The sequence below is a fragment of the Streptomyces sp. AF1A genome, assembly GCF_047340315.1.
GTDB lineage: Bacteria > Actinomycetota > Actinomycetes > Streptomycetales > Streptomycetaceae > Streptomyces.
This window is the reverse complement of sequence record NZ_JBLEBI010000012.1, coordinates 55,725-70,233: the sequence shown is the minus strand read 5'-3', so window position 1 is coordinate 70,233 and position 14,509 is coordinate 55,725. Positions and strand designations below refer to the sequence as shown.

At 73.0% G+C, this 14,509-nt stretch carries 14 protein-coding genes; 5 read left to right on the top strand and 9 right to left on the bottom strand.

Annotation, left to right across the window (positions count from 1 at the left end; translation table 11 throughout):
- Positions 1-786 carry a thioesterase II family protein gene (locus tag ACLU3S_RS06505; protein ID WP_413950792.1) on the top strand — a complete coding sequence of 262 codons (786 nt, stop codon included), beginning with the start codon at positions 1-3 and terminating at the stop codon, positions 784-786.
- Positions 787-814: 28 nt separating this feature from the next.
- The gene (locus tag ACLU3S_RS06500; RefSeq protein ID WP_413950773.1) at positions 815-4,591 is read left to right on the top strand and encodes an SDR family NAD(P)-dependent oxidoreductase; all 3,777 of its coding nucleotides are present in this window, start codon (positions 815-817) and stop codon (positions 4,589-4,591) included.
- 86 nt (positions 4,592-4,677) lie between these two features.
- Here ACLU3S_RS06500 and ACLU3S_RS06495 read toward each other — a convergent pair whose 3' ends face one another.
- The 9 genes from ACLU3S_RS06495 to ACLU3S_RS06455 are packed head-to-tail and all read right to left on the bottom strand — an operon-like array spanning position 4,678 to position 12,379.
- A complete protein-coding gene (locus ACLU3S_RS06495) occupies positions 4,678-5,415 on the bottom strand; it encodes a sulfotransferase family protein (protein ID WP_413950772.1) in 738 nt (245 codons plus the stop codon).
- On the bottom strand, positions 5,402-6,169 hold the full coding sequence (locus tag ACLU3S_RS06490) for a thioesterase II family protein (protein ID WP_413950771.1): 768 nt from the start codon (positions 6,167-6,169) through the stop codon (positions 5,402-5,404). Before ACLU3S_RS06490 ends, ACLU3S_RS06495 begins: the two co-directional genes overlap by 14 nt.
- A complete protein-coding gene (locus tag ACLU3S_RS06485; protein WP_413950770.1) occupies positions 6,166-7,446 on the bottom strand; it encodes a cytochrome P450 in 1,281 nt (426 codons plus the stop codon). The genes ACLU3S_RS06490 and ACLU3S_RS06485 overlap by 4 nt, the downstream gene beginning before the upstream one ends.
- Before the next feature lies 1 nt (position 7,447).
- Positions 7,448-7,735, bottom strand: coding sequence for an acyl carrier protein (locus ACLU3S_RS06480; RefSeq protein ID WP_413950769.1), 288 nt, complete (start codon positions 7,733-7,735; stop codon positions 7,448-7,450).
- 5 nt (positions 7,736-7,740) lie between these two features.
- Entirely contained in the window at positions 7,741-8,718 is a 978-nt protein-coding gene (locus ACLU3S_RS06475) for a transketolase family protein (RefSeq protein ID WP_413950768.1), read from the bottom strand.
- Positions 8,715-9,497, bottom strand: a complete 783-nt coding sequence (locus tag ACLU3S_RS06470) for a transketolase (RefSeq protein WP_413950767.1) — start codon at positions 9,495-9,497, stop codon at positions 8,715-8,717. Before ACLU3S_RS06470 ends, ACLU3S_RS06475 begins: the two co-directional genes overlap by 4 nt.
- A gap of 1 nt (position 9,498) precedes the next feature.
- On the bottom strand, positions 9,499-10,791 hold the full coding sequence (locus tag ACLU3S_RS06465; RefSeq protein ID WP_413950766.1) for a DegT/DnrJ/EryC1/StrS family aminotransferase: 1,293 nt from the start codon (positions 10,789-10,791) through the stop codon (positions 9,499-9,501).
- Positions 10,788-11,801: a BtrH N-terminal domain-containing protein gene (locus tag ACLU3S_RS06460; RefSeq protein WP_413950765.1), complete on the bottom strand. Its 1,014-nt coding sequence runs from the start codon at positions 11,799-11,801 to the stop codon at positions 10,788-10,790. Before ACLU3S_RS06460 ends, ACLU3S_RS06465 begins: the two co-directional genes overlap by 4 nt.
- Positions 11,798-12,379: a hypothetical protein gene (locus ACLU3S_RS06455; RefSeq protein WP_413950764.1), complete on the bottom strand. Its 582-nt coding sequence runs from the start codon at positions 12,377-12,379 to the stop codon at positions 11,798-11,800. Before ACLU3S_RS06455 ends, ACLU3S_RS06460 begins: the two co-directional genes overlap by 4 nt.
- Positions 12,380-12,487: 108 nt before the next feature.
- Between ACLU3S_RS06455 and ACLU3S_RS06450 the strand changes: the two genes are divergently transcribed.
- From ACLU3S_RS06450 to argC, 3 genes are read left to right on the top strand one after another with little or no spacing between them, the layout of a single operon-like run.
- A complete protein-coding gene (locus ACLU3S_RS06450) occupies positions 12,488-12,652 on the top strand; it encodes a lysine biosynthesis protein LysW (RefSeq protein WP_413950763.1) in 165 nt (54 codons plus the stop codon).
- Entirely contained in the window at positions 12,649-13,524 is an 876-nt protein-coding gene (locus tag ACLU3S_RS06445) for a RimK family alpha-L-glutamate ligase (protein ID WP_413950762.1), read from the top strand. The genes ACLU3S_RS06450 and ACLU3S_RS06445 overlap by 4 nt, the downstream gene beginning before the upstream one ends.
- Positions 13,521-14,501 carry an N-acetyl-gamma-glutamyl-phosphate reductase gene (argC, locus tag ACLU3S_RS06440; RefSeq protein ID WP_413950761.1) on the top strand — a complete coding sequence of 327 codons (981 nt, stop codon included), beginning with the start codon at positions 13,521-13,523 and terminating at the stop codon, positions 14,499-14,501. The genes ACLU3S_RS06445 and argC overlap by 4 nt, the downstream gene beginning before the upstream one ends.
- Positions 14,502-14,509 lie beyond the last annotated feature (8 nt).

Below are 14,509 nucleotides of genomic sequence, written 5' to 3'. Positions count from 1 at the left end.
ATGTCGGTGACCGGCACGCACGGCACACCTGCCGGCCCGGCCGCGTTCTCGGCGGAATCCCGGTGGATCAGGAGGGCGGCCCGGCCGTCCGCCGCGCTGCGGCTGGTCTGCCTGCCGTTCGCGGGCGGTGGCGCGTCGGTGTTCGCGGGCCTGCCCGGACTGCTGCCGGAGTCGGTGGAAGTCGCCGTGCAGCCGCCCGGCCGCGAGGACCGCTCCCGGGAGGACGCGCCCGGCGATCTCGGCGCACTGGTCCGGGCCTGCGCCGTGGCACTGCGCCCGTACTGCACGGTGCCCTACGTCCTGTACGGGCACTGCGCGGGCGCCCTGCTCGCCTATGAGGTCGCACAGACCATGGGCGAGCGGTTCGGCCTATGGCCCCGGATGCTGGTGGCCGGCGCGCAGCCCGCCCCGCATCTTCCCCCGTCCGGGCCGGTGCTGCACGGACTGCCGGATGCCGAACTCCTCGGCGTCGTCCGGGCCAGGGGCGGCATCCCCGACGCGCTGCTGGACAACCCCGCCTTCCTCGAGTTCCTGCTGCCCGTCCTGCGTGCCGACTTCAGGCTGTGGGAGCGCTACGAGTACCACCCCCGTCCGCCGCTGCCGGTGCCGGTCACGACCCTGCGCGGCCGGGACGACCAGCTCGTCGGGCCGCAGGACGCGCAGGCGTGGCGGGAGCACACCTCGGTGGGCGTCTCGGACCGGTTCGTGGACGGCGGCCACTACTTCATCAAGGACATGTCCCTGGACGCCGCACGCACCCTGGCGGAGGTCCTGCTCACGGACTGAGCGGCGACGGAGGAGAAAGAGGGCGTACATGACCGACAGCGGGGATCTGGCGAGGATCGACCGGGCCGCGGCCGGCGTCGAGGGGGTACGCGAGGCGGTCACCGTCATCGACCGCAGACTGCGGGCGCACAACGGTCCGGACGAGGGCCCGGTCACGGCCCGCCCGCCGGGGACGCCGATCACGGGAGGGCGGCCGGCGCTGGTGCGCGGCCCGGAACCGGCCGTCCCGTCCGGGGCCCCGCGGACCATCGGTGAGGCCCTCCTGCAGGCCGCGTCGCTGGCACCCGGCCGAGGACTCACGTATGTGCTCCCCGACGGCAGCACCGACCGGCAGACCTACCCGGAACTGGTGGGCGAGGCGCTGCGAGCGCTCACGGGACTGCGGGCGCTTGGGCTCGAGCCGGGCGATTCGGTCCTGATGCAGTGTGGGGACAGCCGGACGTTCGTCACCGGGTTCTGGGCGTGCGTCCTGGGCGGCTTCGTCCCCACGCCGGTCGGGGCCGCCCCCGACTACCGCACGGAGAACGCCGTCGTCCGCAAGCTGCGCGCCGCATGGGAGCTGCTGGACCACCCGGTGGTGCTGACCGACACCGAACTCCACGACCGGGTGGCCGGTCTCGCCCCGCTGTGGAAGGCGGAAGGACGGCTGCGCGTCGCCTGCCTGCCCGAGACGGCCTCGGCGCGGGAGCCGGCCGAGCCGTTCGTCGCGACACCGGACCACCCCGTGGTCAATCTGCTGACCTCGGGCAGTACGGGGTCACCCAAGTGTGTGCGGCACGTCCACCGCACGATCGTCGCCCGCACCCACGCCGCCATCGCCGCCAACGGCTTCACGCAGGACGACGTCTCGCTGAACTGGATGCCGCTGGACCACGTCGGCGGCATGGTGATGTGCAACGTGCGCGATGTGTTCCTGCGCTGCGAACACGTCAACGCCCGTACCGAGAGCATGATCCGGCGCCCGCTGAACTGGCTGGACTGGATCCATCGCTTCCGCGCCACCACCACATGGGCGCCGAACTTCGCCTTCGCGCTCGTTCTGAAGCACCGCGAGGAGATCGCGGCCGGTCGGTGGGACCTCTCCAGCATGCGCAACATCTGCAACGCGGGTGAGGCGGTCGTGGCCCGGACGGCGTTCGCCTTCGTGGAGGCGCTCGCCCCGCACGGCCTGCCGGCCGACGCCATGGTGCCGTGCTGGGGCATGTCCGAGACCTCCTCCGGCGTCACCTACGGGCGGCTCGACACCCGTGACCGGTCGGTGGGCACCGTCACCCTCGACTCCGGGTCACTCGACGGACGGCTGGTCCGGACGGTGCCCGACACACCGGGTGCGGTGACGCTGACCGAGGTCGGCAGGCCGGTGCCGGGGGTGGCGCTGCGGATCACGGACGACGAGGGACGCGTGCTGCCGGAGGGGCGGGTGGGTCGCCTGCACGTCACCGGCACCACCGTCATGGAGGGCTATCTGCGCAACGAGGCCGCCAACGCCGCGAGCTTCACCGACGACGGCTGGTTCGACACCGGTGACCTCGGCTTCGTGCACGACGGGCGGCTGACGCTGACCGGGCGTCGGCAGAGCATGGTCATCGTCAACGGCGCGAACTACCCCTCGCACGAGATCGAGGCGGTGATCGAGCAGGCCGAGGGGGTACGGCCCGCGTGCGCGACCGTGTGCGGGGTGCCGGACGATGACACGGGCACGGAGGCCGTATACGCGTTCTTCGTCCCCACCCCGGCCGCCTCGGAAGACCTGGACCGCACGGTCCTCGGCATCCGCACGGCGCTGACCTGCACACTCGCGCTGCGTCCCAAGGCGATCGTGCCGGTCAGCGAGGAGGAGTTCCCCCGGGTCGCGGGCGGCAAGATCCAGCGCAAGCACCTGGTGGACGCGCTGCGGCAGGGACGCTTCGACCACCGCATGTACGGCGGGGAAACGGCCCGGGCCGAGCAGAGCGGCAGCCGCATACTGGAGTCCACCTGGTCGCCGGTGGACGTCCTCGACGCGGGGTCCGGGGACCGGCCGACCGTCGTCTACGCGTCCGACGCGGCCGACTGGGCGTGGCGGGTGCCCGGCGTCACGGGAGTCGTGACGCCCGGAGAGCGGTTCCAGGCGGGAGCGGACGGTCACGTCGTGGCGGACCTCACTGACCCGCAGCAGCAGGATCGCGCGCTTGCCCACCTGCTTGCCGTCTCGGGGCCGCCCGAGCGGGTCGTGTACGCGGTGGAGTGCGGCGTCACGGACGACGCACCCGAGGCCCCCGAGCGTCTCCTGGTCACCCTGGCGGCCCTCGCCCGTGCGGTGCCCGGCGCCGACCTCGTCGTCCTGACCCGGGGCGCGCTGCACGTGCGCGAGGGGGACGAGGTGGCCCCGGGGCGGGCGGCGCTGACGGGGATGGTCCGCACCGCCGCCACCGAGGGCGTGTGCGCGTCGGTCCGGCTGGTCGACGCGCCCCTCGACGCCGACGGCAAGGCCCTGGCGCAGCTGGCCGACGCCGGCTACGGCGCCGATGTGGTCGGTGTGCGCGACGGCGCCGGGTACGCGTACGGCCTGCGGGTGGTGGAGCCGGCGGGGGACATGGACGTCCCCGGAGAGTTCCTGCGGCCGGGAGGCACCGCCCTGGTCACCGGCGGGCTGGGCGGCCTCGGCCGGGCGGTGTGCGAACACCTCCTGGTCGCGGTCGGCGCACGGCTGGTCGTCGTCGGGCGCACCCCTGAGGCCGAGCTGGACCGGACCGGAGCCGGCGAGGTCCTGGCCGGGCTGCGCGACCTGGGAGAAGTCCGCTACGCGGCCGTCGACGTGGCCGACGCCGACGCACTGGCCGCCGCGGTCGCCACCGCTGAACGGGACTGGGGGCAGCGGCTCGACCTGGTCGTGCACCTCGCCGGGAGCCCGATCGCATCGCAGTGGGACGACCTGGCGGTCCATCACCTGATGCAGGAGTCGGTGACCTGGCTGCGCCATATGCTGCGCCCCAAGGCCGGCGGCTGCGCGGCCATCGAGGAACTGCTCAAGGACCGCCCGGACACCGCCGTGGTGTTGTTCTCGTCCGTCAACGGCTTCCTCGGCGGCAGCGGTTTCGGCGCCTATGCCGCCGCGAACGCCGCCGTCGACGGCTATGCGCGGCGATGGGCCGCACGCGGGCGGAGGGTGCGCTGTCTGGCGTGGAGCATGTGGGCGGGGCCGGGCATGAACGAGGGCAACCCGCTGACGGCGGCGGCCCGGCGACGCGGGCTCGCCCTCATCGACCCCACCGAGGGCGTGTCGGCACTGCTCCGCGCGCTGCACCACCGCGGCCCGCACCTGCTGATCGGTGCCGACCCCGCGAACCCGCACATGCGGCCCCATCTGGCGTCCGACCAGTTCGCGGGGGGCAGCGTGGTCGTCGCGGTGGTGCCGGAGCCGGAGGCGGACGTCGACACGGTGCGTCGCGAGGTCGCCGCCGCACTGGCCCGCGAGCGGGTCTTCGCCCAGATCGCGGTCGTGCCGCGGCTTCCCCGGGACGCGCTCGGCGCCGTCGATCCGGTGGCGGTCCTGGCCTCCCGGGAGACCACGCACGTCGTCCACGCCGCTCCACAGGGGCCGGGGGAAACCCTGGTGGCCGACGTGCTCGGAGAGCTCCTCGGCGCCGACCGGATCGGCCGGGACGTCTCGTTCTTCAGCCTCGGGTGCGACTCGATCAGGGCGGTGCAGGCGGCCGACCGACTGGCGGCGCGCTGCGGCCGTGACGTGCCGGTGGAACTCTTCTACGCCCACCCGACGGTGCGTGAGCTGGCCGGCGCCCTCGGCCTGCCGGACGGGCTCTGAACCGGCGTCCGGCCCGCGTCGTCACACGCGGGCCGGACCCGGGCCGGTCTGTCCGCCGCCGGCCGGCGGTAGGGCGCGCGGTCGGCTCAGGACTCCGCGATCCGCAGTCGCCGCTCCCGCAGCCAGTGGTAGTGCGGCAGGTGGTACCGGTAGTACGGGCCGAGGACCGGGTGGTCCTCGACCTCCGTCGCTCCGGCGCTGGGGCGACGCTTGACGCCGGTGCTCGCGGCCACCTCGGTGTGCCAGCGCAGCGTCTTCTCCCAGCCGGACAGCACCGAAGGGGACCAGGACAGCGCCTGAGGCAGGAACTCCAGGCCCACCGCCCGGCAGTACGCGCGGACGGTGGCTTCCGGGCGGTCCACGAAGTCGTCGGAGTCGATCACCACCGGTTCGCTGCCCGCCGATCGCACCGCTTCGTGGATCTCCCGGACCCGGGCGAAGCCGATCTCGTCCCGGGTGAGCTGCGGGTTGAGCCGGTGATGCGATGCGATGGCCTCCCGCGGATGCCGCAGGATGAACGTGTGAGTGGCCTCGCGCAGGAAGTCGTCGGCGGTGAGCACAACCGGGTAGTGGAAGTCGGTGGTGTCCTTCACGAACACCGGCGTGCGCTCGGCCAGGGACAGCAGCTCGTCCATCAGCGTCCGCTCGTCCGTGCAGGACACGCCTGCGACCTCGGCTGTGCCGAAGTCCTTCAGGTGTGAGAACGGCTCGTGGAGCACCGTGAAGTCGCCGCGCTCGTGCATCATGCGGGCGAAGGCGGTGGACCGGCAGCGCGGCGGGCTCCACAGCACCAGCAGCCGGGGTCCGGACTCAGACAGTGGCATCGCGTTCTCCCTCATCGTGCCGTGCGCTCGCGTGCTGGACGGCCTGCGCCACTTCCTCGCGGTGCTCGGTGAGGAAGAAGTGGCCGCCGGGGCGCACACGCAGTTCGAACCCGGAGCAGGTCTCGTCTCCCCAGCCCCGCATGGCCTCCGGTGTGACCTCGGGGTCGCGGTCGCCGCACCAGGCGAGGATCGCGCAGTCCAACGGCACCCCGGGCCGGTAGCGGTACCGCTCGATGAGCGAGAAGTCCGAGCGCATCATCGGAAGCAGCAGGTCCAGCAGTTCGTCGTGTGCGAGGATCTCCTCGTCGATGCAGCCATAGTCTCGCAGGACTCCCACGAACTCAGGCCGGGGCAGGGAGCTCATCGGCTGCAGCGGCCGCCCGATCGGGGGTGCCGGCCGCCCGCTCACGAACAGGTGCCCGACCCTCTTTTGCCGTGCCCGCAGACGCCGGGCGGTCTCGAACGCCAGGATGGCCCCCATACTGTGCCCGAAGAGCAGCGGCACGGTCGGCGCGGCCGCGATCAGCCCCGCGACCTCGTCGGCGACGGTGTCGAGCGACGTCGCCAGGGGTTCCGTCATGCGGGCGCCCCGCCCCGGCAACTGAACGGGCACCAGCTCGACGGAGCCGGTGAAGTACTCGGCCCAGTCGGCGTAGTAGCCCGCCGAACCGCCGGCGAAAGGGAAGCAGTACAGACTGTGGCGCGCGGTGGGGGAACGGAACCTCCGGTCGAACCAGGAGCCGGCGCCGCTCACCGGCCGGCCTCCGCGCTGTCCGTCCGTCGCCCCGGGCGCGGGAACAGCCGTACCGGCATCCGCTTGTACCCCGCGACGAAGTTGGACGCCAGATGGGCGACGTCGCCCGCCGGCTCCACGGCCTCCACGAGGTGGAGCAGTTCGTCCAGGAGGATGCGCAGGGCCAGGGTCGCCAGGCCCGAGCCGATGCAGTAGTGCGGCCCGACGCCGAAGGCCACGTGACGGTTGGGGTGCCGGGTGACGTCGAAGCGGAACGGGTCCTCGAAGACCCGCTCGTCACGGTTGGCGGACCCCAGCCACACACTGACCGGCTCGCCCGCGCGTATCAGCTGTCCATGCAACTCGACGTCGCGCACGGCGTAGCGCATGAAGTGGCTGGCCGGGGACGCCCAGCGCAGCACCTCCTGCACGCACCGGTCGCGCAGTTCCGGATCGTCGCGGACCTTGGCGAACTGCTCCGGGTGCTCCCCCATCATCGACACCATCGTGCACACCGCGTGCGGGGTGGTGACGTTCGCTCCGAGCAGGAGCGCGTAGCAGTTCAGCATCAGCTGCCGTTCGGTGAGCGGGTTCTCGTCGAGGTCCATCGACCGCAGAATGCCGATCAGGTCGGTGCCCGGATCGGTGCGTGAGCGCCGGGTGACCTCCGTACGGAAGAAGTCGAACAGCTCGTGGTGCGCCCGGCGGACGGTGGCGGTCGGGGAGCCGGTGGAGTAGTCCGGGTCGTCGTAGGCGACCGTCATGGTGGTCAGCTCGGCCATGCGCGGCCAGTGTTCGCTCGGCAGCCCCATCAGCGTGCCGGTGAACGCCATCGGGAACATCAGGGCGGCCTGGGCGACGTCGAAGACCGATCCGTCGAGTGCCGGCCGCAGCAGCCGCCGCACCTGCGCCCGGATGGACCCCTCCTGACCGGCCACCGCACGCGGGGTGAGGGCGCGGTTCAGGGGCTCCCGCAACTGCCGGTGCCGGGGCGGGTCGGTGTCCGGCATCATGTCGTCGGACGCGATGTCCGGCAGGCTCAGGTCGATGATGCACAGCATGGTGCCGCGCCGGGAGGAGAACGTCGCGTGGTCCCGCAGCACCCGGTGCACGTCGTCGTACCGGGTCAGCACCCAGAACGGCTCGCGTCCGTCGCCCGGGTCGCAGCGGTAGGCGGGGCTGTGCTCCCGCAGGTGCGCCCACAGGGCGTGCGGGTCGCCCGACGCGTAGTACGCGGAGTCCAGCAGGTGGGCGTCGCGGAAGGACACCGGGGCGAACGGCGGCGTGGACAGCAGCATTTCAGACTCCTCCCGCCCGCTCGGCGGCCCGTACGTCCACCACGTCGGCGAGCTCGGCGACACCGGTGGCGCGGTAGAAATCCCCGACCGGCACCCGGACCCCCAGCTCCTCGGCGATCGTGTCCAGCAACTCGATCGCCGACAGGGACGTCCCGCCGAGGACGAAGAAGTCGTCGTCCTGCTGGACGTTCCCGACCCGCAGCACGCGTTCGTACAGTTCCGCGATCCGCTTGCCGGTGGGGCGGGCGGACTCCTGCGCAGGGGTGCCCGCCTGTGCGGGACCGTGCATGTCGATCACCTTTTCCCAATCTCGATCACCTGCGTCGCGGCGGCGCGGATCGCCGCCGCGCTGACGCCCGACTCCTCCAGTGCCTCCCGGTGGCCGCGCACCACCGTGCCCACCCGCCCGTTCACGGCCACGCGGCGGTGCGGCACCGGGCAGTACGCGCCGACGGCCTCGGCGACGGCGTCACCGAGCCCGCCCCGCGGTCGGTGCTCCTCCACCGTGACCAGCGCCCCGGTGGTCCGGGCCGCCGTGAGCACGGCCCGCGAGTCCAGCGGGCTGAGCGTGTGAATCTGGATCACCTGGCAGGAGACACCGTCGTCGGCCAGGACATCGGCGGCTTCCAGCGCCATGAGCACGGGCTGCGGTCCCATGGCGATCACCGTCACATCGGTCCCCGGCCGCAGCAGGCCGGCGCGGCCGAGGCGGAATGGCGGCGGTCCGCCGTGCACCGAAGGGGTGGCCGAACGTCCCAGCCGCAGGTACGCGGGCCCGTCCACGGCGTGCAGGGCGCGCACGGCGGGCTCGATCTCGGCGGCGTCCGCCGGCACCACTACCGCCAGGTCCATCAGGGCGCGGGTCACGGCCAGATCCTCCAGCGCGTAGTGGCTGGTGCCGAAGTGCGCCGCGGACAGGCCGCCGTGTGTGGCGACGATCCGCACCGGCAGCCGGTGGCCCACGATGTCCGCCTTGAGTTGTTCGGCCGCGCGCATCGTGGCAAAGGCGGCCATCGTGTGCGCGTAGGGCCGGTAGCCTCGCGAGGCGAGACCCGCCGCGATGCCGAACATGTTGGCCTCGGCGATGCCGACGTTGACGTACCGGTCGGGAAACCGGGCGCCGAAGGTGGACTCCAGCCCCCCGGTGTCCGAGTCGAGGCAGATCACCCGCTCGTCGGCGGCGGCGAGGCCGAGCAGCGCGTCCCGGTAGACCCTGCGCGGGTCCGTCGGCTGCGGGGCCGCCGTTTCCGTGCCGGTCGCGGGGGCCGTCACGCCGGTGCCTTCGCGTCCAGCGCGGCGAGCGCCCGCCGTACCAGCGCGGGACGCAGGGTCGCGTAGTGGCTCAAGGCCCTGCCCTCCAGGAAGGGCACGCCACGGCCCTTGACCGTGGCGGCGACGACTGCCACCGGCCGTCCGGCCGGCTCGCCCAGTGCCTTCCCGAGGGAGCCCAGGTCGTGTCCGTCCACCGTGCGGGTCAGCCAGCCGAACGCGGTGAACTTGCCGACCAGCGGTTCGAGCGCCACGCAGCCTTCCGTGGGACCGGTGATCTGCAGTTCGTTGCGGTCCACGACGGCGACCAGGTTGTCGAGCGCCCGGTGCCCGGCGTACATCGCCGCTTCCCAGACGCTGCCCTCCTGCAGTTCGCCGTCCCCCAACAGCACATACACGCGGCCCGTGCCGCCGCTCAGCCGTTCGGCCAGGGCGAGACCGATGCCGAGACTCAGACCATGGCCGAGGGAACCCGTGGCGAACTCGACGCCCGGCAGGCCCTGCGGGGGATGCCCGAACAGGCGGCTGCCCGGCCGCGTGTAGCCGGCCAGCTCCTCCGCGTCGATCCGACCGGCGGCTGCCAGGGCCGCGTACAGGGCGGGTGCCGCGTGCCCCTTGCTGAGCACGAAGGCGTCCCGCTCGGTCATCACCTCGAAGTAGAGCGAGGTCAGGATGTCGACGCAGGACAGGCTTCCGCCCACGTGTGCGCCGTGCGGGCCGCCGGCCATCCGCACGACCTCGCGGCGCAGACCGTGCGCCACGGCGCGCAGATCCTCCCCCATGTCAGTCTCCCGCCGCGTCGTGCCGCCAGTCGCGGTCGGCGGGTTGCGCCCGGGCCATCCGGCGCACCAGGTCGAGGTGCTCCCAGACCTTCTCGAACCCGTCGGCGTACGCGGCCAGGGCGACGGCTGCGTTCGGGCCGAGGTGGCGCCGCTGCAGGCAGAGCGTGCCGTCCACCGTGGCGCAGCTGACGGGGTGGGCGGCCGCGACCTCCTCCACGGAGGTGTTCTCGCCGCGGAACGCCGGATGTGCGGGCAGCGGGGCCACCTGGTACTGCGACACGGGTACGCCCTCCGCACGCAGCACGCGGTGCAGCGTCCGGCGCACGGCGGCCGGCGGTACGCCGGCGAGGTCCAGCTCCTCGGGGACGAGCCGCAGCCTGACGATGTGCCAGGCGTGCGTGCGGTCGGCGGGCACGTACGGTACGCGCAGTCCGGGCAGCTGGCCCAGACGGTCCAGGAACGTGCCGACGGCGTGCTCGCGGGCCTTGGCGTAGGCGGGCAGCCGCTCCAGCTGCGACCGGGTGAAGGCGGCCTGCACCGGGCCGAGCCGGGCATTGACGCCCGGACGGTGGGCTATGTAGCTGCGGGTGCGCACGGGCAGCCGCTCTCCGAAGTTCCGTATCGCCACCGCCGCCCGGTACAGCGACGCCGAGTCCGTCGTGACGAGACCGCCTTCGCCGCACGTCGGCAGATTCTTGCTGGGGTGCAGACTGAAGCAGCCGAGCGCGCCCAGTGCTCCCACCGCGGTCCCCCGCCAGGTCGCGCCGTGCGCCTGGGCCGCGTCCTCGACCACGGGCAGTCTGCGCCGGGCGGCCGCCTCCAGCAGTGCCCCCATGTCGGCCGGCAGGCCGTGCAGGTGCACCGGCAGCACGGCGGCGGTACGGGGACCGAGGGCGTCGCCGACTCGCGCCGGGTCGATGGTGAACGTGTCGGGCTCGATGTCTGCGAACACTGGGACGCCACCGCACTGACGGACCGCCTGTGCGGTCGCGTTCATGGTGAGCGCGGGCACCACCACCTCGTCGCCCGGACCGATCCCGAGGGCGGTCAGCGCGATCTGCAGGGCCGCCGTGCCGGAGGAGACGGCGACGCAGTGCGCGGTCCCGACATGGTCCGCCCACGCCCGTTCCAGCGCGGGGACCTCGGTCTCGCCCGCCGCGGTGGAGGTGAGTCTGCCGCCGCGCAGCACGCGCAGCACGGCGTGTTCGTCCTCCGCCGTCACCACCGGCCACGGTCCGCCGTCCACGCCCTCCGGGACCGCGCGCGGCCCGCCCAGCATCGCCAGCGTGCTCATCCCGGACCTCCGGCGAGCCGCTCGAGGTGCGTCAGGCAGTGTTCCCAGGCCAGTACCAGGTCCTCACCGAGCGTCATCAGGCGCCGCAGGTCCGGCTGCCGTTCCACCGTCCCGTGGGCCGCCGCCATCCGCAGTCCCGTCCATCCGTGGGCAACCCGGTCCACCCACCGGCCGGCCTCGGCGAGCTCCGGCCGCTGGAGGGTGCGGGCCGCGCGGGCCAGGAACCCGGCGTGCAGGGCCGCCTCGGCCTGCGCGGGCCAGCCGAGCACGTAGACCTCGCGCAGCACCCCGGGCCCCTGCTCGGCGACCCGGTCCGGCAGGGTGCGCAGCAGCGCGGCGAGGCCCGAGGGCCCGTGCCCCGGCACGCGCAGCGCGGCGATGTTGCCGCGGACCACCTCGCGCAGCCAGGGCCAGGTCAGCGGTGGCTGCGGACCGGTCGGGCGCACTTCCAGCCAGCGCCACGCCGGACTGCTGCCCGCGAAGAACGGATCGCTCACGTCCTCGACGCTGATGCTGCCACGTGCCTCCTCCAGCACTCCGCGGGGCAGGCGGCCGTGGAAGGCCGGCGGCATGGGGTCACTGACGTCGTATGTGTCGCTCTCGGCGTCGTATCCGGTGACCACCAGCAGATGGGCCGCGTGCACGTCGTGGTAGGCGGGGCGGAAGGGCAGGTGGAAGTTGTTGACGGCGGCGATCACCGGCACGCCCCGCGCCAGCGACGCCACCAGCTCCCGGTGGGCGTCGGCCGGCCCTGCGGGGCGGTGCCATCGCAGCCGCACCGGGTGGTGGAGACAGAGGAAGTCCTCAAGGGCGTCCCCCGCGGGGTGGTAGTACTCCACCGGCTCGACCGGTCCGGCAGGCTCCCGGAACCTCCAGCCGGTGGCCAGCGCCCGCACCGGGTCCCAGCCCGCCCGCTCCAGCACGTGGCCGATGTCGATCTGCAGGCAGCTGCACAGGTCGTCGTACCAGTCGACGGACCACTCGGCGCGCTCGGTGACCGGGGCCGTCACCGCACACACTCCAGCGACACGGCGAAGACGTGCAGCGCGGGGTTGTCGGGCAGGCGCAGTCCGCACACCGGTTCCCGGCGGGTGACCGGGACCCGCACCGCCCACAGCCGGCCGCCGAGATTCTCCTGGCGGTGGTGCGGATAGTGCAGCGCGTCGGACCGGGCGGCGAGCAGCTCCCCGAAGTGCGCCCGTGCGGGCAGGAAGTCCGACACCCGGACCCACTCCGGGTCGGCCGCGCCCGAGGCGTAGTGCACGAACGCCGTCTCCTCGCAGCGGCGTTCGGCGGTGGCCAGCAGGTGCAGCCAGTCGGCCGTCGTCCGCGGCAGTTCCAGGTACTGGCCGGCGCAGCGGACGTTGTCCGGCTCGCCGCCGCCGGGGACTCCCCGGAAGGGGATGCCGCCGACGGTGAGTCCGTCTGGGGGCAGCACCTCGGCGGGCAGACTGTTGCCCCAGACGTTCAGCATGCCGCGGTGCAGAGTCTTGCCCGTGGTGAGAGCGATGTTGTTCCGATACGGCGTCAAGTCGACGGTCACCACGGAATGTGTGCGTTTGGCCTCGGTCGACGCGGATTCAGTCACGTTCCCACTCTCTTCGATTGAAGTGTGTGACGGGCCGATTGTGTTAGCGTCTTTGTATAGTTTCTGTCGAGTCCTGACCCTAGTTGCAGACTCTACAGGAGGCAACTTATGACCGTATGCCCTGAATGTCAGGGATCGGTTTCCGTGCCCGACGATGTCATGGCCGCCGAGATCGTCGTGTGCGGGGAGTGCTCGAGCGAGCTGGAGGTGGTGGCGGTGGCGCCGGCAGTGCTCGCCCTTGCCCCGGAGGTCGAAGAGGACTGGGGAGAGTGAGCGACGGCGGACAGCGCGCGGCGTGGCCGTTTGCGCTCGTCGCGACCCGCGTCCGGGTCGAGGAACGGATGCTGTTCGATGCCTTCCGCCGCCGGGGTGTCGCGTGTCAGCACGTCGACGACCGCTCCATCGTCTACCGGGTCGGCGGACCGCCGCCCCCCTGGCGCGCGGTGCTCAACCGCGCGCTGTCCGCGATCCGCCGGCTGGAGGTGAGCCGGTGGTGCGAGGCGACGGACACCCCGGTGCTCAACTCGGCGGAGACACTGGCCTGCTGCGACAACAAGATCGCTACATCCCTGGCGTTGCACCGCGCGGGAGTGCCCACCCCGGACACCGTGGTCGCCCTGGACGCGCCGGGCGGCGGCCGGGCCGTCGCCGAGGTCGGCTACCCGGCGGTGGTCAAGTCGGTCAACGGCTCATGGGGCCGTGCCCTGGCACGGGTGGGGGACGCCGACGCGGCGGAGGCGGTCTTCGCGCTGCGCGCCGAAATGGCCTCGCCGGTACAGAAGCTCGGCTACACCCAGAAGTTCGTGCCCGGGCGAGACCTGCGCGTCCTGGTCGTCGGCGGCCGGGCGGTCGCCGCGGTGGTCCGTGAGGCCGACCACTGGGTGCGCAACACCGCCCGCGGCGCGCGGGCCACGGCCCACGAGCTAGACCCGGAACTCGCCCGTCTGGCCGAGCGGTCAGCCGCCGCGGTCGGCGGCGGTGTTCTCGGTGTGGATGTGGTGGAGGACGCCGCGGGAGACCTGCGCGTACTGGAGGTCAACGGCGCCGTGGAGTTCCACGGCCTGGCCGACGCGCACCCGGACCTGCCCGTCGCCGACCTGATCGTGGACCATCTCCTCGACGCGACCGCGGGAGCGGCCTCATGAAGGCAACCGTGCTCGGAGCCGCCGGGTACGTCGGCGGCGAACTGCTGCGGCTCGCCCTCGGACACCCCGAACTCGACGTCGTACAGGCGACCTCCCGCCGGCACGCGGGCCGCCCGGTCGGACTGGTCCACCCCCATCTCCGCCACCACGCCGGCCTCCTCTTCACGGAGCCGGATGCCCTGGAACCCGTCGACGTCCTGTTCTCCGCTCTGCCCCGCGGTGAACTGGCCCGCGTCCACGACCGGATCACCTGCACGGCGCGGACCGTGGTGGACCTCGGCCCGGACTTCCGCGACCCCGACGGGCCGGGCGGCGCGGGATACGTCACAGGACTGCCCGAGCTGTACCGCGGCGCCCTCGTCGACGCCACCCGGATCAGCGTGCCGGGATGCATGGCCACGGCCGCGGCGGTGGCGATCCGGCCCCTGGTCGCGGCGGGCCTGACGCAGGACGACGCCGTCGTCGATGCCCGTGCCGGCTCCAGCGGGGCGGGTGCCGAGCCGAGCCGGGCCACCCACCACCCGGAGCGGCAGCACGCCATGCGGATCTACAAGGCGACCGGGCACCGTCACGAACGGGAGATCGCCCGGCTGTGCGGCGTGCGGGCACGGATGACGGTGACCGCCGTGCCACTCGTCCGCGGGGTACAGGTGGTCGCCCATCTGCGTCCACCGCGCCCGGTCTCTCGGACCGAGGTGTGGTCGGCCTTCCGGGACGCCTACGCCGACGAGCCGTTCGTACGGCTGGTCGCGCACCGCAGCGGGCTGCACCGGCTGCCCGACCCGCAGTTCCTGTCCGGCAGCAACTTCGTCGACCTCGGTTTCGACGTGGACGACGACGGGCGGCGCGTCGTCGTGGTGGCCGCGCTGGACAACCTGGTGAAGGGCGCGGCGGGCGGGGCGGTGCAGAGCCTGAACGTCGCACAAGGGCTCGAGGAACGGACCGGCCTGGACTTTCCCGGCCTGCATCCGGTGTGAGGGGGGTG

Coding starts and splice junctions, on each gene's coding strand:
- ACLU3S_RS06470 (WP_413950767.1), bottom strand. CDS start 9,497: ATGGGGGAGGATCTGCGCGCCGTGGCGCACGGTCTGCGCCGCGAGGTC.
- argC (WP_413950761.1), top strand. CDS start 13,521: ATGAAGGCAACCGTGCTCGGAGCCGCCGGGTACGTCGGCGGCGAACTG.
- ACLU3S_RS06495 (WP_413950772.1), bottom strand. CDS start 5,415: ATGCCACTGTCTGAGTCCGGACCCCGGCTGCTGGTGCTGTGGAGCCCG.
- ACLU3S_RS06485 (WP_413950770.1), bottom strand. CDS start 7,446: ATGCTGCTGTCCACGCCGCCGTTCGCCCCGGTGTCCTTCCGCGACGCC.
- ACLU3S_RS06505 (WP_413950792.1), top strand. CDS start 1: ATGTCGGTGACCGGCACGCACGGCACACCTGCCGGCCCGGCCGCGTTC.
- ACLU3S_RS06480 (WP_413950769.1), bottom strand. CDS start 7,735: ATGCACGGTCCCGCACAGGCGGGCACCCCTGCGCAGGAGTCCGCCCGC.
- ACLU3S_RS06500 (WP_413950773.1), top strand. CDS start 815: ATGACCGACAGCGGGGATCTGGCGAGGATCGACCGGGCCGCGGCCGGC.
- ACLU3S_RS06450 (WP_413950763.1), top strand. CDS start 12,488: ATGACCGTATGCCCTGAATGTCAGGGATCGGTTTCCGTGCCCGACGAT.
- ACLU3S_RS06465 (WP_413950766.1), bottom strand. CDS start 10,791: ATGAGCACGCTGGCGATGCTGGGCGGGCCGCGCGCGGTCCCGGAGGGC.